The organism is Pseudomonas sp. TWR2-1-1 (genome assembly GCF_049897045.1).
Lineage (GTDB): Bacteria > Pseudomonadota > Gammaproteobacteria > Pseudomonadales > Pseudomonadaceae > Aquipseudomonas > Aquipseudomonas versuta.
The window spans coordinates 18,211-38,223 of record NZ_JAFCVM010000010.1 but is presented as its reverse complement, the minus strand read 5'-3'; the positions used below and the strand labels follow the sequence as shown (position 1 = coordinate 38,223).

General features: G+C 57.6%; 15 protein-coding genes. 1 reads left to right on the top strand and 14 read right to left on the bottom strand.

All coding sequences use genetic code 11. The annotated features are described in order from the left end of the window. The first annotated feature begins 274 nt into the window (after positions 1-274). Positions 275-628, top strand: coding sequence for a BON domain-containing protein (locus tag ACP7BO_RS21305; RefSeq protein ID WP_397454846.1), 354 nt, complete (start codon positions 275-277; stop codon positions 626-628). A gap of 293 nt (positions 629-921) precedes the next feature. Here the strand turns inward: ACP7BO_RS21305 and ACP7BO_RS21300 are convergent, their stop codons facing one another. The 14 genes from ACP7BO_RS21300 to dksA all read right to left on the bottom strand — a co-directional run bounded on the left by ACP7BO_RS21300 (position 922) and on the right by dksA (position 19,910). Continuing rightward, positions 922-3,846 carry a DUF748 domain-containing protein gene (locus ACP7BO_RS21300; protein WP_426212605.1) on the bottom strand — a complete coding sequence of 975 codons (2,925 nt, stop codon included), beginning with the start codon at positions 3,844-3,846 and terminating at the stop codon, positions 922-924. A 107-nt stretch (positions 3,847-3,953) separates the two neighbouring features. Continuing rightward, positions 3,954-4,967: a class I SAM-dependent rRNA methyltransferase gene (locus ACP7BO_RS21295; RefSeq protein WP_060695301.1), complete on the bottom strand. Its 1,014-nt coding sequence runs from the start codon at positions 4,965-4,967 to the stop codon at positions 3,954-3,956. A gap of 142 nt (positions 4,968-5,109) precedes the next feature. After that, positions 5,110-6,291 carry an acetyl-CoA C-acetyltransferase gene (locus ACP7BO_RS21290; protein WP_060695299.1) on the bottom strand — a complete coding sequence of 394 codons (1,182 nt, stop codon included), beginning with the start codon at positions 6,289-6,291 and terminating at the stop codon, positions 5,110-5,112. Positions 6,292-6,383: 92 nt separating this feature from the next. Further along, positions 6,384-7,253 (bottom strand): oxygenase MpaB family protein, encoded by an 870-nt coding sequence (locus ACP7BO_RS21285; RefSeq protein ID WP_397454844.1) that lies wholly within the window; start codon positions 7,251-7,253, stop codon positions 6,384-6,386. Positions 7,254-7,341: 88 nt separating this feature from the next. Continuing rightward, entirely contained in the window at positions 7,342-9,006 is a 1,665-nt protein-coding gene (gene pgi, locus ACP7BO_RS21280; RefSeq protein ID WP_060695295.1) for a glucose-6-phosphate isomerase, read from the bottom strand. A gap of 246 nt (positions 9,007-9,252) precedes the next feature. Further along, positions 9,253-10,113 carry a pantoate--beta-alanine ligase gene (panC, locus tag ACP7BO_RS21275; protein ID WP_060695293.1) on the bottom strand — a complete coding sequence of 287 codons (861 nt, stop codon included), beginning with the start codon at positions 10,111-10,113 and terminating at the stop codon, positions 9,253-9,255. After that, positions 10,110-10,910, bottom strand: coding sequence for a 3-methyl-2-oxobutanoate hydroxymethyltransferase (gene panB, locus ACP7BO_RS21270; protein ID WP_397454842.1), 801 nt, complete (start codon positions 10,908-10,910; stop codon positions 10,110-10,112). The genes panC and panB overlap by 4 nt, the downstream gene beginning before the upstream one ends. A 196-nt stretch (positions 10,911-11,106) precedes the next feature. Beyond that, entirely contained in the window at positions 11,107-11,616 is a 510-nt protein-coding gene (gene folK, locus ACP7BO_RS21265) for a 2-amino-4-hydroxy-6-hydroxymethyldihydropteridine diphosphokinase (RefSeq protein ID WP_426212601.1), read from the bottom strand. 3 nt (positions 11,617-11,619) lie between these two features. Beyond that, positions 11,620-13,014 (bottom strand): polynucleotide adenylyltransferase PcnB, encoded by a 1,395-nt coding sequence (locus ACP7BO_RS21260; RefSeq protein ID WP_426212599.1) that lies wholly within the window; start codon positions 13,012-13,014, stop codon positions 11,620-11,622. A 732-nt stretch (positions 13,015-13,746) separates the two neighbouring features. Continuing rightward, positions 13,747-15,180, bottom strand: coding sequence for a sigma-54-dependent transcriptional regulator (locus ACP7BO_RS21255; protein ID WP_060695283.1), 1,434 nt, complete (start codon positions 15,178-15,180; stop codon positions 13,747-13,749). Positions 15,181-15,202: 22 nt separating this feature from the next. Then, a complete protein-coding gene (locus ACP7BO_RS21250; protein WP_162232795.1) occupies positions 15,203-18,157 on the bottom strand; it encodes a sensor histidine kinase in 2,955 nt (984 codons plus the stop codon). After that, positions 18,141-18,317, bottom strand: coding sequence for a hypothetical protein (locus ACP7BO_RS21245; RefSeq protein ID WP_003176118.1), 177 nt, complete (start codon positions 18,315-18,317; stop codon positions 18,141-18,143). Before ACP7BO_RS21245 ends, ACP7BO_RS21250 begins: the two co-directional genes overlap by 17 nt. 78 nt (positions 18,318-18,395) lie before the next feature. Continuing rightward, positions 18,396-19,292, bottom strand: a complete 897-nt coding sequence (gene gluQRS / locus ACP7BO_RS21240) for a tRNA glutamyl-Q(34) synthetase GluQRS (protein ID WP_397454839.1) — start codon at positions 19,290-19,292, stop codon at positions 18,396-18,398. A gap of 177 nt (positions 19,293-19,469) precedes the next feature. Continuing rightward, positions 19,470-19,910 carry an RNA polymerase-binding protein DksA gene (gene dksA, locus ACP7BO_RS21235; RefSeq protein ID WP_003439669.1) on the bottom strand — a complete coding sequence of 147 codons (441 nt, stop codon included), beginning with the start codon at positions 19,908-19,910 and terminating at the stop codon, positions 19,470-19,472. Positions 19,911-20,013 lie beyond the last annotated feature (103 nt).

The window sequence follows — 20,013 nt, the reverse complement described above, 5'->3', positions numbered from 1 at the left end:
CGCGTTGAAAAAAGGATCCTTCGGGATCCTTTTTTTATGCTTGCCAGAAAGTGACCGGTTCAAGGCCAATGGCTATGTGCAAAAAGCCGCAACTTGCATGCAGTTTGACGGGCAGTCATGCAAACTGCACGATTCATGTAATTTGCATTGTTTATAAGTTATTGATTTATAAGGATTTTTAAATTTAAAAAAGTTGGCATAAGCCCTGCAATAGTACAGGTAACCCTGCAGCCATAAGATGGCGCAGATTTTAAAGAAGACAGGAGTTACTCGTATGAAGAAGTTTGCTATCGCTGCTGCAACTGCTACCGCTCTGACCCTGACCATGGCCAACGCGGCATTTGCTGCTCAATCGACTGCACAGACCCCTATGGTTGTCGCTGCTGGCGAAATGACTAAAGCCAAAGAAGCTACTTCTGACACTTGGATCACTACCAAAGTTAAATCTGATTTGCTGACTGAAAAAGGCATCCCAGGTACTGACATCAAAGTAGAAACCAACAAGGGTGTGGTTTCACTATCCTCGACTGTAGCGGTAACCGACGCACAGAAAGCTACGGCAGTCGCGATTGCCAAGAAAGTTAAAGGTGTTAAGGCAGTTTCGGCCGATGGCCTGAAAGCTGAGTAAGACATCCCAATTCGTTGAACCGGGGGAAGGCCGGAGCAGGTGATTGAAAGATCGCCTGCTGGCTTTGAATACAGGTTCATGCGACGGCCACACGGATGTGGCCATTACAGCCCTCGGCGCTTGCGTCGGGGGCTGTTCTATTTGGGCGCAGGAATAGGGCGGGAACCCTCCAGGAGTGAGCTTGCCAATGCGGTGTCAAGCCTTGCACCAAGGCACCACAGAGCGCACTCCTGTAGGAGCGAGCTTGCTCGCGTCCTGCCCATGGGGTAGCGCGTGCAAGCCAGAAGAGGGCTTTACTCGCTATCCAGATGCAGCGGCGTAATTATCCGGCCATCGCTCTCTGCCTGACCCAGCGTGGCATCAATAAAGTACACGCGGTCATCCGCCAGCTGGCCTTTATCCACCAGGTAGTCCTTGATCGCGCTGGCGCGGTCTTGCCCAAGCTGACGGAGCAGAACTTCACTTTTGCTCCAGAAGTCGATCAGCGCGGCACTCATTTTGGCTGCACGTTCATCGCGACTCAGGTCAGCCCACTCCGCAGGCGGTTGCTGTTTCAGGCGTGCCCGGTAAATCCCCTCCAGTAATGGACCTTTTTCATCATCCGGGACTTTGAGTAGCGAAGCCTGGGCCGGCACCTTTTCACCGCGGCGCTGGAGAATCTTGTAATAGGTGTATTGGTATTCGCGTTCAAGACGATCCCTGGCGATGTGCGGCCCGTCACTGCTTTGCGCAGCCGTGCCTTCAATCTCCAGACGCAAGGCCGGGCGTTGTTTCAGCGCCTGGGCAAGGGTGTCCAGCGCTTTCTGCGCCTCAGGGCTCAGCTCGCTTGATCCTGGCGCGAATGACACCGTGCCCAGGTCTTCGGCGCCACCGCCATTGATCAGCCCGCCAATGAACTTGAAAGGGGCTTGAGCTGCCCGCACCACAAGGTTGCGCAAGGTTTGCCAGACGATCGGCATTACGCTGAATTGCGGATTGTTCAGATCCCCCGTTACCGGTAGCTCGATGGAGATTTTGCCGTCGGAATCCTTGAGCAGGGCAATCGCCAGCTTCAGTGGCAAGTTCACCGCATCCGGGCTGTCGACTTTCTCCCCCAGTTGCAATTGCTCGATCACAACCTTGTTTTCAGCCTTGAGCTGGCCCTTGGTGATCAGGTAATGCAGATCAAGATTCAGGCGGCCCTTGCGGATCCGGTAACCGGCAAACTTGCCGGAGTAGGGCGTCAGCGTGGTCAGTTCGACGCGCTTGAAGCTGGCAGCAATATCCAGGCTGGCCATCGGATCAAAAGGGTTGACCTCCCCTTTGATCGTAACCGGTGCATAGCGGTCCACCTTGCCCGAGATATTGACGTTGGCAGGTTTGGCTGAACGGCTATTGATGGTGCCGATCTGTCCGTTGAGTTGTTGAATGGCCGTGGCGAAGTTGGGGGTCAGACTGAAGTCGGCGAAGTTGGCCGAACCATCATTGATCGCGATACCACCGACATAAATGCCCAGTGGTTTTTCCTTTGTCGCCGCAGGTTTGGCAGCGTCTTTGGTAGCAGTGCCGGCCGGTTGCGGGATCAACAGGTCGTCCACGTTGGTGGTGCGGTCATCGTTGATCATGAAGCGTACATAGGGCTGTGTCAGGTTGACCTTGCTGATCGAGAGGCTGTCGCCATGCTGATACTTGAGGTCTTCGAGCACCAGCCGCTGCCATTTGAGGAAGTCGCGATTTTTCAGGGTGTCCAGGGTATGCAGTTGATCGACCTGCGCGCGCCCCTCGACAGTGAAGGCCAGTGGTTCGGTGCTTTTGAGATTGACCGCCAGATCGCTGCCGAGCATCCCGCTGCGCAGTTCAAGACGAATGAAGGGGTCGATGTAGGCCTGCGCCACGCGCAGATCGATGTCTTTGGTCGTGACCTTGAGCTTTGCACTGACCGGGTTCAAGTTGACATCGCCGACGGCCGTGAGCACGCCTTGTTTACCAACGCCGGTATCGAGTTTGAGCGTAAACGGTGACTGGTTAAGGCTGTCGAAATTTTTCAGGTCCAGATTCAGGGGGCCGATATCCAGTGCCACCGGCGTTGCTGGCTCCTTGTCGGCCAGATGCACACGATAGTCGCGCAGCTCGACATCCTTGAGCAGTACCTGCCATGGCTTGCTCGGCGCAACCGGGCCTGGCTTGGGCGCTTCAACCGTCACGGGGTCGTTGGATTTTGGAGCGGTCTTTGCGGGCTGGCTGGCAAACAGTTTTTGCCAGTCAAGCTGGCCATCTTTCTCGCGAGCGGCCCAGGTTTCGAGGTTCTTGCTCTGAATCTTGCCGACCACCACTTTCTGTTTCGCCAGATCCACTGTGGTGTCGCTCACATCAATACGCTCCAGACGCGCCAGCGGGCGGCCGTCCGGTGCATTGATCCTGAACGGAGCAATGCTGGCCGAGGCATTGCTCAAGACCATTTCTGTGCCTTTGGCCAGGTTCAGCGTGTAGTCAGTGCTGAAATTCAGAATGCCGTCTTCGAGAACCAGCGGCACTGAATCACGCACATAGGGCCACCAGGCTTTCATTTTCGCATCGGTGACTTTCAGTTTGCCCTCGGAGCTGATCGGCACCAGGCTCAGCTTGCCGCTCCAGTCGATTCTGCCGCCCTCGGGGCCGGCAGCCACCAGCGTCATGTCGGCGTTGTCATCGGGCAGGGTGCTGAGGTTTTTCAACTCAAAGTTCATTGAGTCGTAGAGAAATTCGATGGGTTCGCTGGGGCGCATATCGACGAAGTGCAGATAGCCGTCCGCCAGCTTGATGCTGTCGATGCGCAGCGGGAAGGGTTTGCTTTCGGGGTCGGCAGGTTTTGCCTCGCTGGCAGGCAACTTGAACAGCTTGGTCAGATTGAGGGTGCCATCTTTATTGAACAGCAACTCGGTCTTGGGTTTATCCAGCTGCACGTCTGCCAGGTGCAGAGCTTTGGTCCACAAGCTGTCTGTTTGCAGGTTGACGTAGAGGCGGTCGAACCCGACTTGCTCCTTGCCCGGTTCGCCGACTTTAAACCCCCACAAGGTCAGTTCCAGGCTAAACGGATTGAACTCCAGTCGGTCGAGTCTGGCCGGTGCTGTGGCGTAATTGGCCAGTTGCTGGTTGATGATACGCAGGCCGATGCCGGGCAATATCAAAAAGCCCAGCACGCTGTAGAGTGCGATCGCTATCAGCACGGCGCCAATGGCGCGGATCAATCCTTTGGTCATGTGAGGCTTCGTCTATTGGTGGCCAAGGTGCCTTGGAGTATGGCACGCGTTTCTGGTTCCGAGACGAACGCCTTATTTTGAGCGGGGCTGGCTTTTATTGACCGTGATCAGAACTGCAGAATCAGAGTCTTCAGGGGAGGCTGCTGATCCAGTGACGGGAAGTCGCTGGCCGGGCTCAGCACTTGCCAGTCACGTACCGGGCGACCTGCTTTTTCAGCACAGCGCAAAACCTGTTCGCGCCAGTCGTCCATGCTGACTTTTGCCAGATTGTTGCAGCAAATCAGCACGCCATCTGGAGCCGTGGCCAGTACGGCGGGTTTAAGCAGACTCTGATAGTCACGCAACAGGTCGACAGTGCCAAAAGCGCTCTTGGCCCAGGCTGGCGGGTCGAGCAGCACCAGGTCGTACTCACGCTGATCAAGGCGCGGGTAGGATGGTAACTTGTGACGACGCTGCACAATCGGCAACCCGGCCAGCTGGCGGATAGCTGCAAAGTAGTCGGACTGTACGAACTTCATCTTTTTCAGTTCGGGGTTCAGCAGGCCATTTTCACGACCTACTGCCAGGTTGCCTTCGGCAAAGTCCAGATTGCAGACTTCACTGGCACCACCCGCTGCAGCGCTCAGGCCCACGCCACAGGTATAGGCGAAGAGATTGAGCACGCTTTTGCCGGCGCTATGCTGTTTGACCCAGCCCCGGGCGTTACGCAGGTCGAGAAACAACAACGGGTCCTGGCCGGCATGGCGCCCACGTACCCGGTATTTCAGTCCCCATTCGTGGCCGACCAGATCTTCAAGGGCGGCATCTTCGGCGCGGTACACGGTGTCTTCGCGATCAATACGCGAGTTGCCCTGGGAGCGGTCGTTGTAAACCAGCAGCAACTCCAGACCCAGATGACGATTGATTGCCTCATGCAACTGCAGCAAATCATCGCGCTCAAGACGCTGGTGGAAACTCTGCACCAGCAACTGGGGGCCGTAGCGGTCGATAGTCAAGCCGCCGGCGCCTTCCTGACTGCCGTGGAACAGGCGATAGCAATCAGTACCCTGAGCTTTTAGCTCGGCCAGTAAGTCCTGACGATTATCGAGGGCGGCGCGCAGCGCCTGATTCAAGGAAGACATGCGGTGCGCCTTGGGGGATAGATAAGGCGCGGCAGTTTAACAGAACGGTCTTTTGTAGTCGCTGCCGCAGGCTATGAAGGGTTGCGCTGCAACCCGTCGGTAAAGCCTCGCAGCCTTCGGCAGCGACTACACAGGCTGTTGGTTATTCGCGTTCGATTGCAAGGGCTACACCCTGGCCGCCACCGATGCACAAGGTGGCGAGACCTTTTTTGGCGTCACGCTTGAGCATTTCGTGAAGCAGGGTGACCAGAATCCGGCAACCCGACGCACCAATCGGGTGGCCGATAGCAATGGCCCCGCCGTTGACGTTGACCTTGCTGGCATCCCAGTTCAGCTCTTTGCCGACCGCCAGGGCCTGTGCGGCGAAAGCTTCATTGGCCTCAATCAGATCAAGCTGATCAAGGTTCCAGCCGGCTTTGCTCAGGCAGCGTTGAGTGGCGCTGACCGGGCCGATCCCCATGATTGCCGGGTCAACGCCCGCGTTGGCGTAGGCGGCAATCCTGGCCAGCACCGGCAAGCCCAGGGCTTTGGCTTTGGTTGCGCTCATCAACAACACTGCCGCAGCGCCGTCATTGAGGGAGGAGGCGTTACCGGCCGTGACCGAACCGTCTTTCTTGAAGGCCGGTTTAAGCTTGGCCAGCGTCTGGGCAGTAGTGCCAGCGCGCGGCTGCTCATCGCTGGCGAATGCAATCGGATCACCCTTGCGCTGCGGGATCAGTATCGGTGTGATTTCATCCACAAAGCGCCCGGTTTCGATGGCTTCGATGGCTTTTTGCTGAGAGTGTGCAGCGAAAGCATCTTGCTCTTCACGGCTGATGCCGTACTTGTCCACAAGGTTCTCGGCCGTGATGCCCATGTGGTAATCGTTGAACGCGTCCCACAGGCCGTCAGTGATCATGGTGTCGATGATCTGGCTGTGGCCCATGCGCAGGCCGGTACGTGCGCCGGGCATGATGTAGTTGGACAGGCTCATGTTCTCCTGGCCGCCTGCAATGATCACCTCGGCATCGCCACAGCGGATGGCCTGGGCTGCCAGGTGCAAAGCCTTGAGGCCCGAGCCGCAGACCTTGTTGAGGGTCATCGCCGGCACGGCAAATGGCAGCCCGGCCTTGATCGCAGCCTGACGTGCGGGGTTTTGCCCGGCGCCGGCGGTCAGTACCTGCCCCATGATCACTTCGTCGACCTGGGCGCCGTCCAGGCCGGTTTTTTCCAGCAGTTGGCGAATCACTGCAGCGCCCAGATCAACAGCGGGTACGTGGGCCAGCGAGCCCTGGAAACTGCCGACGGCAGTGCGGGTGGCGGCAACGATTACGACGTCTTGCATTGCGAAAGTCCTCATTATTATTTGAATGTCAGGCCTGGAGTCAGGCGGGTTTAGCTATTGCTGGCAAGCCAGGGACAGGATCAGCACCGTATTCAACCCAGCCCCATGCGGCGCCGGGCCCTCTGGACCGAGCCATTACGCACGGCCCAGCGCAGAATCGGAGCTGTGCTGTTAACGCCTGCGCGCACCAGCTTTTTAGTCAGGGGGCGTTGATAGAGTCCCAATTGAGCGCTGGCCCAATCCGGCAGCAATTCTATCCCTGCTTGCATCATCAGCGCGCCAAAGGGTTTGGCGAGCACGCTGGGCGCCGGCGCGTTGAGCAACAGGCGCATCACCTCGTGACTGCGCTCATCACACAGTAGGTGTGGACGTATACGTTGCAGATATTCGGCGATTTGCTGGCGGGAGCGCGGTACGTTGGTTGCGCCCAGACGCTCGGCAATCAAGGCGATTTCGTCGTAGTACCGGTCTTGATCTGCACCGGATAACTGCGGGTTGCGATAACGAAGATGGGCCGCAAGGAAGTTGCTGACTTCTGCCACATGCACCCAGGTCAGTAACTCGGGATCGCTGGCGGCATAGGCTCTGCCGTCGAGCGCGGTTCCCACCACCTGCAGGTGAATGGTGCGAACTTTGTCGATCAGCCAGTTAGCGTCTTTGGTGGAGCCGAACGTCGTGCCGGAAATAAATTGCCCGGTACGCCGCAGTCGCCCCAGCATGTCTTGCCGAAAATTGGAGTGGTCCCACACCCCGGCCAGTGCCAGAGGGTGCAAGGCCTGGAGCATCAAGGCGCTGATGCCGCCAATCAGCATGCTGGTGAAATCACCGTGTACCTGCCAGCTGATGGACGTGGGGCCAAACAGGCCGGGATCGCCTTTGGGGTTTTCGAGGTCGAGCTGGCCAAGCGAGAGCCCGGTCAGACTCATGATTTGGCGTTCGATGGGGCGACGGATAAATTCCATGGTGCCTCGATGGTGCTAGGGGCTGATGACGTCGCAGTCAGAGCGAAGCGTCAACAGTCCCTGGCCAGTCCGGGAGACTGGCTATCAATCAACCGCGGTGACGACCGCGGAAGTAGTTGATCAGACCTTGGGTCGATGCATCGTCGGCAGGCTCTTCGAGGCTGCCGGTCAGGCGGTTGTAGACACCTTTGCCGAGCTCTTTGCCCAATTCCACGCCCCACTGGTCAAAGGCGTTGATGCCCCAGATCACGCTCTGAACGAAGACTTTGTGCTCGTACAGCGCAACCAGTGCGCCCAGACGACGGGGGCTGATGCGTTCAACCACAATGGTATTGCTCGGACGGTTGCCCGGAATCACCTTGTGCGGTGCGAGTTTTTGCACCTCTTCTTCTGGCAGGCCTTTGTCGCGCAATTCGGCTTCGGCTTCTTCGCGGGTTTTACCCAGCATCAGAGCCTGGCTTTGCGACAAGCAATTTGCGTACAGCCATTGATGGTGGTCGGAAACCGGGTTGAAGCTGACGATCGGAACGATAAAGTCAGCCGGAATCAGCAGTGTGCCCTGATGGAGCAGCTGGTGGTAGGCGTGCTGACCATTGCAACCTACTCCGCCCCAGATTACCGGGCCGGTGTCGGTCGACACGGGAGTGCCGTCCTGGCGCACGCTCTTACCGTTGGATTCCATATCCAGTTGCTGCAAGTGCTTGGTGATGTTTCGCAGGTAGTGGTCATACGGCAGGATCGCGTGACTTTGCGCACCCCAGAAATTGCCGTACCAGACACCGAGCGCAGCCATCAACACAGGCATGTTTTGCTCGAACGGCGCGTTCTGGAAGTGCTGGTCCATGCTGTAGGCACCGGACAGCAGCTCTTTGAAGTTGGACATGCCGATGGCCAGGGCAATGGGTAAACCAATGGCCGACCACAGCGAGTAACGACCGCCAACCCAGTCCCACATCGGGAAGATGTTCTCTTCACGAATACCAAATGCTACCGCTGCCGCATTGTTGCTCGACACAGCGATAAAGTGGCGGTGCAGCTCGGCTTCCGAGCCGCCCTGCGCCAGGTACCAGGCACGGGCAGCCTGGGCGTTTTTCAAGGTTTCGAGGGTGTTGAAGGATTTCGACGAGACGATGAACAGCGTGGTTTCTGCACGCAGTTTTGCAGTCAGCTCATGGAACTCGCTGCCGTCGATATTCGCCAGATAGTGGCAGCGAACGCCTTTTTGGGCGTAGGACAGCAGCGCTTCGGACACCAGTTCAGGGCCGAGGAACGAACCGCCAATGCCAATGTTCACCACATCAGTAATCGGCTTTTCGGTGTAACCGCGCCACAGGCCATCGTGAATCCGCCCGACCAGTTCGGTCATCTGGTTCAGGACTTTATGCACCTGGGGAATGATGTTTACGCCGTTTACCGACAATTTGTCGGCCACTGGACGGCGCAATGCGGTGTGCAGGGCAGGCCGGTTTTCGGAGGCGTTGACGATTTCGCCTTCAAACAGAGACTTGATCGCGCCTTTGAGGTCGACCTCGTTGGCCAGATTCACCAGCAAGTCGCGGGTTTCATCAGTGATCAGGTTTTTCGAATAATCCAGAAACAAACCGCAGCTGCTGAGGGTGAAATCCTCAAAGCGCTTCGGGTTGCTATTGAATGCATCGCGCATGCTGAAATGCTGCATGTCGGCACGGTGGAGTTTCAACGCTTGCCAAGCGGGCAGAGCGGTAACGTCGTGAGGGGTGCGGTAGTACGCCATCGCTGCGAATATCCTTTTTGCTTGAACTGCCTTTTGGACACTGAGAACACCGATACCTTGGTTAATGTCGAGGTGCTCGGTCAGTCTGTTTCTGCATCTATGTCAGAAGTCGGGCGATAACAGTAAACCTAGCGCCAGCTTCTGTCTCGATTTTGTCTGACAACGGGCGGGGACTTTTGTCACCGCCACGTCACGCAAGGTGAAACGTTTCAGTTTTTGCTGTGAAATGCCCTGCAGACGGCGCAGTTAATGCCCGCCGTCGAGGTTCAGGTGGACGTTGTCGATCAGACGCGTGGTGCCCAAAAATGCAGCTACCAAAACCACGAGGTCGCGGTCAGTGGCCTGAGCCGGGAGCAATGTTTGTCCGTGACGGATCTCCAGATAGTCCGTACGAAAGCCCGCCTCTTCGATCTGTGCACGATGCCGGGCTGTCAGCTCGGCGAAGTCGCGTTCGCCGGCATTGATGGCCTTGCTCATCTCTTTCAGGTGGCGATACAGCTCTGGCGCGATCGCACGCTGCTCTTGGCTCAGATAGCCGTTGCGTGAAGACAGCGCCAGGCCGTCGTCGGCCCGGACAGTCGGCTCGCCAATGATCTGGACCGGCATGTTTAGGTCATGAACCATGGCGCGAATAACCGCCAGCTGCTGGTAGTCCTTTTGCCCGAAGATAGCCAGATCGGGCTGAACCATGTTGAACAGCTTGCTGACGACGGTCGTGACACCGTCGAAATGCCCCGGGCGGCGGCTGCCGCACAGTTCATTGCTCAGCTGTGCCGCGGTGACGCGGGTCAGACCTGCCATGCCGTGGGGGTACATTTCTTCAACCGTTGGGGCAAACAGCAAGTGGCAGCCCGCCTGCAGAAGTTTTTCCTGGTCGGCAGCAAGAGTGCGCGGGTAGGTGTCCAGGTCTTCGTTGGCGCCAAATTGCAGCGGGTTGACGAAAATGCTCGCTACTACAAAGTCGGCCTGCTGCGCAGCGGTGGTGACTAATGCAGCATGGCCGCTATGCAGGTTGCCCATGGTTGGGACCAGGCCAATTTGCTTGCCTTCGCGGCGTGCCCGAGCAACAGCCGCGCGCAATTCGCGAACAGTTTTTACAGTGTTCATGCAGAAAATCCGTGTTCGGTGCCAGGGAAGCTGACGGCTTTGACTTGGGTCACGTAAGCGCCAAGCGCTGACTGGATATCGGGCTGGCCGGTCATGAAGTTTTTTACAAACTTGGGCACGCGTCCGGTCAGGGACAGGCCAAGCATGTCGTGCAGTACCAGAACCTGGCCGTCAGTATCACTGCCTGCACCAATACCGATTACCGGGATTTTTACCGCGAGGGTGATTTCTTTTGCCAGCTCGCTGGGGACGCATTCGAGCAGCAGCATGGCTGCGCCTGCCTGTTCCAGGGCAATAGCATCGGCACGCATTTGACGCGCCTGGTTTTCGTTGCGGCCCTGGACTTTGTAGCCGCCCAATACGTTCACGGTTTGCGGGGTCAGGCCCATGTGCGCACACACCGGAATGCCGCGTTCGGTCATTACCCGAATCGATTCGGCAAGCCATACGGCGCCTTCTACCTTGACCATATGCGCGCCGGCCTTGAGCAACTGGGCGCTGTTGTTCAGGGTTTGCTCCAGGGTCGCGTTAGCCATGAAAGGCATATCCGCAAGTATCAGCGCGTCCTGATTGCCCCGTTTGACGCAAGCAACGTGGTAGGCCATTTCGCTGGTAGTGACTGGCAGAGTGCTGTCATGCCCTTGTAGAACCATGCCCAGGGAATCGCCCACCAGTAACACTTCAACACCTGCCTGATTGCAGGCATGGGCGAAGGTGGCGTCATAGCACGTCAGCATGGTGATTTTCTCACCTTTTTGCTTAAGGCTTTGCAGGGTGGTCAGGGTGATAGCTGGCATGAAAAGGATCCTCGTCAGGCAGTGTGATAACCACTGCGAGTAACGCGTGTGATTCATCATTATGGGCAGGTACACCTTTATCGAAGGTGCTTGATAAGCCTGCTTTTCACATTGCGCCGCCCAGTGGAGGACAGCGGGATGCCTATAGTCGTGACGAGGACACTGGAAGTCAATTCCGGGTGTTACTGCTGGAGTGTTACCGCTGCAATTGATTCGTTTCAGTTGCCGGGCAAAGGCGCTCCAGGCCGACAAAAGGGCAGTCGGCCAACAGTTGGGCGAGGGTACGGCCATCAGCGAGGGTGAGCGTGGCTGGCGCCAGTTCAGCCAGGGGGTAGAGCACGAAAGGCCGCGCTTGCATATGGTAGTGCGGGACTTTCAGGCGGGGGAGGTCGATCAGGCGGTCGCCGAACAGCAGGATATCCAGGTCCAGTGTGCGCGGCCCCCAGCGTTCGTGACGTTCGCGGCCTTGATCGATCTCGATGGCTTGTAGCGCATCCAGCAGATCCAGAGGTGCCATTGCAGAGTCGATTGCTGCTACCGCATTGGTATAACGCGGCTGGCCAGGTAACAACGAGTCGCTTTGATAGAACGCCGAAACCCCTACGAACCGGGAGTCAGGCAATTGCGCCAGCGCCTGTACAGCGTTGCGCAATTGCTCAACCGGGTCAGCCAGATTGCTGCCCATTCCGATATAGATACGTTCCATTGCTTACTCTTCCGCTGCGCCTGTGCGTTTACGCTTGGTTGCGCTGGTGCGACGGCGTTTGCGCGGTGCCGGGCCGGCACTGTCATCCTTGGCATTGCTCAGGTCGCGGATCATGTCGCGCCTGCCACTGTCATTGGCGTCCTGATACTCGGTCCACCACTGGCCCAGACCATGGGTCTCTTCGCCCGCGCTTTCACGCAAGAGCAAGAAGTCATAGCCGGCACGGAAGCGTGGATTGTCGAGCAACATGTCAGCACGTTTACCGCTGCGACGCGGCAGACGCTCCTGCATGTCCCAGATCTCGCGAATCGGCATGGTGAAACGCTTGGGGATGGCGATGCGCTGGCATTGTTCGGCGATCAGTTCGTGCGCGGCTTCCTGCATGGCAGGGATGGGCGGCATGCCACGGTCCTGCAAATACTCCACACGAGCCGGCAGAGCAGGCCAGAGCAACGCGGCAAACAGGAATGCCGGGGTGACCGGCTTGCCTTGCTTGATGCGCAGGTCAGTGTTGCGCAAGGCTTCGCTGATCAGGGTGTGGGTATAAGTAGGGTTGTGCTCCAGTGCCTCGGCGCTGGCCGGGAACAAAGGATCGAACAATTGGAGGTCGACCAGCATTTCGAAGGTGTCTGAAGCGTTCCCCGAGAGGAACAGCTTGAGGACTTCTTCGAACAAGCGCGCTGACGGGATTTCGCGCAGCATCGGCGCCAGTTTGCGAATGGGCTCTGCGGTATGTTTTTCGATACCAAAGTTGAGCTTGGCGGCAAACCGCACGGCTCGCAGCATGCGCACCGGGTCTTCCTGGTAACGCTGTTGCGGGTCGCCAATCAGGCGCAGCAAGCGATTGCGAATATCGTGTACGCCGTTGGCGTAGTCGAGGATGCGCTCGCTGACCGGGTCGTAGTACAGGGCATTGATCGTGAAGTCACGACGCTGGGCGTCTTCTTCAAGGGTGCCATACACGTTGTCGCGCAAAATGCGCCCGCTTTCATTACGCGAGGACTGGTTGCTGTCTTCCTCTTCGTCGTTTTGCGGGTGATTGGCGCGGAAGGTGGCGACCTCGATGATTTCGCGACCGAAGTGGATATGTACCAATTTAAAGCGACGACCGATGATTCGCGCATTGCGAAATTCGGCCCGCACTTGCTCGGGCGTAGCGCTGGTGGCGACGTCGAAGTCTTTTGGTGTGATGTTGAGCAGCATGTCGCGTACGCAACCGCCGACCAGATAGGCCTGATAACCGGCGTTCTGCAGGCGTTCGACGATATTGACCGCGTACCGGCTGAACTGGGCACGTTGCAGCGAATGTTGGCTGCTATTGAGCACTTCAGGGGTGCTGCGCAGTTGTTGCGTGCGACGCTTGGGAGAACGGAGTGACTGGAACAGCTTCTTCAGCATGGGATGCACTGTTTGAAGGAATGTTCGGCCAAAACGAAGAATGACCGCATGATGGGCGGGGATTCTAGCATTTAGTCAGGGGATGGTGTAGGAAGCTGAGCCGCTCTTGCGTATGAAGCCGCTGACAGTAAGCAAAAATGGCTGCAAGAAGACTGAGATAGAGCTTGCGGGGAAGTTTCGTTGAATTGCAGAAACTACAAGGGGAGCCGAAGCTCCCCCAGAAGTAGTTGCGTGCTCTATTTTTATTATTGATTGCGGGCTTTTTGTTTTTGTTAATCGCCCTGGTTACAGAGGTTTTGCCTGTGTAACCCTCCCAATCGGGAGATAAGAGCAAACGGATTGCTTTGGTCGCTGTGTTGGTGTGATCAGTGATCCGACTAGTTCAGGCTCTGCTTTAAGTGCAGTTTTTGTTGTTCTCTGCCTAGCCATGGGGCAAGCCCCAATCACAACACCTCTCCAAAAGAATCAGTTAGCTGCGCCTCCGCCGTGTTGTTTTTGTTATGCGTGAGCCGATACGTCTTATTTTTATTGTGTGTTGCTGTGATTCTTATTGTTCTTGTACGGATACATATAGCAGGTGTCGTGCCAACTTTTGTGCGGGCCAGCAAAATAAGGGAGTTTCGGGGTTTTTGCTTTTTTGAGGGCAAAAAAAAGCCGGGTCTTCGTTACCGTAAGACCCGGCTTTTGTTACGTGATTAGACAGAGGTAACAGTTTTTTCACATTTAAGCGTGTTACCCCTCGCTGACGACCCCGGTTTTTCTGCGTGGGATCCCCAGTCGCTGGCGCCTCTCCCACAGGCACTTGCGGCTGACGCCCAGCTTGCGTGCCAGCTCCGTCTCGGTCATGTGGTCCTGGTGCTCGAGGACGAAGTGCTGAAAGTAGTCTTCCAGAGACAGGTCTTCGGTGGGGTCCAGGCTGGTGTTACCGCTGCTGATGCTCTGCTGCGGGGCCAGGCCGATGAAGTCATCGTCATGCAAGTCGTTCAGATCGATATCGATACCCAGCAGCTCGGCAGAAATTTCCGGGCTTTCGCACAGAATGACGGCTCGCTCTACAGCGTTTTCCAGTTCGCGAACGTTACCGGGCCATGAGTAATGGCTGATGGCGCGCTCGGCATCCGGGGCAAACTTGAGGTCGGTGCGGCCTACGCGGGCGCTTTGACGGGCGAGAAAGGCATGGGCAATTTCATTGACGTCAGCACCGCGCTCGCGCAAGGCAGGAAGCTTGAGAGCGATCACATGCAGGCGGTAGTACAAGTCTTCGCGGAACTGGCCGACTTTGGCCAGGCTCTTGAGGTCGCGGTGGGTAGCCGCGATAAGGCGCACATCAACTTTTTGCGATTGTACCGAGCCCACACGGCGGATTTCGCCTTCCTGCAGTACCCGCAGCAAACGTGCCTGGGCTTCGAGGGGCAGCTCGCCGATTTCATCAAGGAACAATGTTCCGCCATCAGCTGCTTCTACCAGCCCGGCCCGGCCTGCGCTGGCGCCGGTGAATGCACCTTTTTCGTGGCCGAACAGTTCGGATTCGATCAGCGACTCGGGAATGGCGGCGCAGTTCACCGAAATCATCGGTGCCTTGGCTCGCCTGGACAGGTTGTGCAGGGCGCGGGCGACCAGTTCTTTACCCGTTCCTGATTCGCCTTGAATCAGTACATTGGAATCGGTTGGCGCCACTTTGCGGATCTTGCTGTACATGTCCAGCATCGGCGGGCAGGACCCGATGATGCCAATTTCACCGTTGCTGTTGTCCACCGTGCTTTTGTCCGTGCTGCCAGCCTTGGCAGGACGTTCGACGGGGGTGCTCTGGGAGTTTTGGCGATCACGCAGGATGCGCGCTACGGCCTGCAGCATTTCATCATGATCAAAGGGTTTGGCGATGTAGTCGACGGCGCCCATTTTCATTGAATCTACAGCCGAGCGCAGGCTCGCATAGCTGGTCATGATGAGCACCGGCTTGCCTTGCCCGAGTTTTATCAGTTCGGTGCCCGGGGCCCCTGGCAGGCGCAGGTCGCTGACAATCAGGTCGAACGAGGGAATGCTGAAACGCTCCTGCGCTTCCTGTACCGACCCAGCTTCGCTGACCTGGTACTGGTTACGCTCCAGTAAACGGCGCAATGCGGAGCGGATGATAGTTTCATCTTCGACGATCAAAATATGCGGCATTGATTCAGTTCTCTCGACGGTCTCAGTTCACAGCGGACGTCGCTTCGACATGACGCGGAAGTGTCACCCGGATACGGGTTCCGCGTTGGCTTTGAATGTCAGCCGGGCTGTCGATGGTGATTTGTCCATAATGCTCTTCAACGATGGAATAGACCAGTGCAAGGCCCAGGCCGGTACCTTCGCCCGGGTCCTTGGTGGTGAAAAACGGTTCGAACAATCGGTCCATGATGTTCTTTGGAATACCTGAGCCTTCGTCTTCCACGATCAGGTCGACGGTGTGCTCGCTGGCTTCGCTTTTGACTCGCACGGCACTGCCGGCAGGCGAGGCGTCACGGGCGTTTGACAGCAAGTTGATCAACACCTGGGCCAGCCGTTGAGGGTCGCCGTCAACCCAGTGATCCGGGTCGCACAGGTTGTAAAACTGCACTTCAAAATTGCGCCGGTTCAAGGCCAGTAACCCGATCGCATCCTGGGCTACTTCTGCCAGACATACGGGCTCATCGTTGTGCTGATGACTGCCGGCATGGGCAAAGCTCATCAGGGACTGCACGATGCGTGAAATACGTTTGGTCTGCTCCAGGATCTGACTGCTGATTTCCGTCAGTTCGCTATCGTCTTCGCGCTCTTCACGCAGATTTTGCGCCAGGCAAGCGATACCTGTTACCGGGTTGCCGATTTCGTGAGCTACGCCCGCAGCCAGTCGCCCGATGCTGGCAAGACGTTCGGAATGCACCAGTTTGTCTTCGAGCATTTGCGTTTCTGTCAGGTCTTCGACCAGTAACACCAAACCGCTGTTGCCCGGGGCCAGCGGTTCATCAATGGCCGCCTTGTGCAGGTTAAGCCAGCGGGTCTGGCCGTCCAGGGCCAGATGCTGCTTGTGCAAATGTTCGTCGGGCAAGTTGATGAACCCCTGCAGCAACTCGCGCCACGGATCGCCCAGCGTGCTCATGCGCGAACCGACCACGCGCTGTGCCGGGATGCCGGTCAGCTCTTCCATGGCTTTGTTCCACATTAGAATCTCTTGATCCTTGGCCAGAGAGCACACGCCCATCGGCAATTCTTGCAGTGTCTGGCGGTGGTAACGACGCAGGGCATCAAGCTCGGCTGCCAGGCCGGTCAGGCGCGAGTGGTAATCCTCGAGCCGGCTTTCGATGAAGTGAATGTCTTCAGTTACGTAGTTCTCGCCACCGGACTTGTAGGGCAAAAAGGTTTCGACCATGTCCTGGGCAACGCTGGGGCCCATCAGGCCCGAGAGGTTGGCTTCGATCCGGTCGCGCAAGCGGCGCAACGCATAAGGACGCCGCTCATCAAAGGGCAGGAACAGGTCGCGTAATGCTTGCTCGACTTCCTTTTGCGCCGCTTTTGCCCCCAGCGGCTTGGCCAGTTGAGTGGCAAATTCCTGGGGCGAGGCGGCATGCAATTCGCGGCGTTGCGGGCGCCGCACGTTATCCACGGCACAGGCTTCGGCGGCGCTGGTCTCTTCCGGGCTGGCGTTGGTAAACAGGGATATCAGGGTAAACATCAGAACGTTGGCCGCCAATGACGCGATGGCTGCCATATGCCAGCTGGTGTCATCCAGCACGTAGATCATGTTCAGCCACGGAATATAGAAACCCTGGAAGTCACCGATCAGCGGGAACAGCATGCTGACCATCCACACCAGGATCCCCGCCAGCAAGCCGGCAATAAAGCCGCGGCGGTTGGCCGTTGGCCAGTACAGTACCGAGAGCACGCCCGGCAGGAACTGCAAGGTGGCTACAAAGGCCACGATGCCGAGGTTGGCCAGATCCTGCTCGGCTCCCAGCAGCAGGTAAAAGCCATAACCGGCCATGATGATGGCAACGATCAGCGCCCGGCGTGTCCACTTCAGCCAGCGATAGATATTGCCTTCGGCAGGCGGTTGGTAGAGCGGCAGGACCAGGTGGTTCAAGGCCATGCCCGAGAGTGCCAGGGTGGTGACGATGATCAGCCCGCTTGAGGCTGACAGCCCGCCCACATAGGCCAGCAGGGCAAGGGGTTTACTGTTGGCGGCGATACCGATGCCGAGGGTGAAGTACTCGGGATTGGTTGTAGCCCCGAGTTTGAGACCTGCCCACAGAATCAGCGGTACGGCGAGGCTCATCAGCAGCAGGAACAGCGGTAGCCCCCAGCTGGCGCTGACCAGTCCCCGAGGGTTGAGGTTCTCGGTGAAGGTCATGTGATACATGTGCGGCATTACGATGGCAGAGGCAAAAAACACCAGCAGCAGGGTGCGCCATGGGCCTTCTTGCAGCGGTGTGTGCAGGGCTGCAAGGGCGGTCTGGTTTTGCAACAGCCACACTTCCAGTTGTTGCGGGCCATCGAACACGCCATAGAGCGCGTAAAGGCCCACGCCACCGATGGCGATCAGTTTTACGACCGACTCGAAGGCAATGGCGAACACCAGTCCTTCATGCTTTTCCCGGGTCGCAATGTGTCGCGAGCCGAAGAAAATCGTGAAGAGGGTGATCAGTGCACAGAAACTCAGGGCCACCCGGTGTTGCACCGGTTCGCGGGTGAGGATGCTGATGGTGTCGGCCACGGCTTGAATTTGCAGGGCCAGCAGCGGTAATACACCGATCAGCATGAAAATCGTGGTGAGCGCGCCGGCCCAGGTGCTGCGAAAGCGGAAAGCAAACAGGTCGGCAAGTGATGAGAGCTGGTAGGTGCGGGTAATTTTGAGGATGGGGTACAGCAGCACCGGTGCCAGCAAAAACGCCCCGGAAACCCCCAGGTAACTGGATAAAAAGCCGTAGCCGTATTCGTAAGCCAGCCCGACGGTGCCGTAGAACGCCCATGCGCTGGCGTAAACGCCCAGGGATAAGGTGTAGGTCAGCGGGTGACGAATGATTGCACGCGGGATCATGCCGCGCTCGCTGATCCAGGCAACGCCAAACAGTACCGTCAGGTAGGCGGCGCTGATGAGGATCATCTGGGTCAGGCTAAAGCTCATCGGCATCTTTTTGGCTCTGCAAAATAAAGGTCACAACAATCAGAATCAGCCAGAGCAGATAAGGCCTGTACCAGGCGCCCGTCGCGTCGATCCACCAATCCATGATGGCGGGAGAAAACAGGTAGATCCCGACAACCAGCAACAGGACCAATCGATAGATATACATCCCGCCCTCACTTTTACAGGCCGCATGCCCGAAAACGTGCGGCGATGGTAACGGATGGCTGCCAACCTGCAAGGGTTGTCAGCGTAATTGCGCCTCGGCCAGAGTGAGCGTGCGCGGGATCAGGCCGGCATTCCAGCGGGCGATGCCCCAGTCGAGCACTTCACGCGGCGTGGCAAGGGTGAGGCTGTCATCGGTGGCCTGGCCCAGTGTACGTAATGCGCGAAGCAGCAACGGCGTAGCCTGGTCGGCCGTGAGGGGCGGCGAGCGATACGACTTGCCCAGCTTGTGCCCATCCGGTTGCACGATCAGCGGCACATGCAGATAACGCGGCTGAGGCAAACCCAGCAGCTCTTGCAAGTACAGCTGGCGCGGTGTGGAGTCCAGCAAATCGGCCCCGCGTACGATGTCTGTCACGCCCTGCCAGGCATCATCGAGTACCACCGCCAATTGGTAGGCATAAAGCCCGTCACGGCGACGAATCACGAAGTCACCAACATCTCGTCCCAAGTGCTGGCCAAACAAACCCTGCACTCGATCCTCAAAGGAATACATCAGTTCCGGGACGCGCACCCGTATGGCTGCGTTCTCCATGGAGTGACCGGCATTGCGGCACAGGCCGGGATAGATGCCGTGGTAACCCTCGAGCTGTTTGCGCGAACAGGTGCAAGCATAGGCCAGGCCCATGCTGAACAGGCGATCCACTACTTGGGCGTAAGCATCGTGGCGCTCGCTCTGGCGAACCAGTTCGCCGTCCCACTCAAAGCCATAACGTTGCAGTGCGTCGAGAATAGCGCCCTGGGCGCCGGGCATTTCCCGTGGCGGGTCCAGGTCTTCCATGCGCAGCAGCCAGCGCCCGCCGACTGAGCGCGCATCGAGATAGGAGGCGAGGGCGGCCACCAGCGAGCCGAAATGCAGATGGCCACTGGGCGTCGGGGCGAAACGTCCGATATATGAGGGGTTTGAGGAGACAGTCATGACATTGATCCTGGACGCCCCCTCTGGTGGGAGCCGGCTTGCCTGCGAAGGGATCACCGAGGTTTTGCAGGCAAGCAGAATCGCCTGCATCGCCGGCAAGCCAGCGTCCCCGATGGAATCGCATATTTCAGAAACAAAAATGGGGCGTTCGCACGCCCCATCTGGTCAAGCCGGCGATTACTTGCCGACTTGTTTTTCCTTGATTTCAGCCAAGGTCTTGCAGTCTACGCACATGTCGGCAGTAGGACGGGCTTCAAGTCGACGAATGCCGATTTCGACGCCGCAGGATTCGCACCAGCCGTATTCTTCGTCTTCGATCAATTGCAACGTCTTGTCGATTTTCTTGATTAGCTTGCGCTCGCGATCGCGGGCACGCAGTTCCAGGCTGAATTCTTCTTCCTGGCTAGCGCGGTCGGCCGGGTCAGGAAAGTTTGCCGCTTCGTCTTTCATGTGATCAACGGTGCGGTCAACTTCCTGCATCAAGTCCTGTTTCCACTTTTGCAGAATCTTGGTGAAGTGCTTGCGCATGGGCTCGCCCATGTACTCTTCGCCCTTCTTTTCAACGTACGGTTCGAAACCGCTGAGTTGACTATTCTGTTGCTTAGCTTGTGTGGGCATGAAATGGACCGCCTCTCATTCTTCTAATCCATTGCGCAGGATTGCAACATCACCGACACCTGCCGGCCCTGCGGCTGCAAGCGGGCGAACTTACCAGATCAAA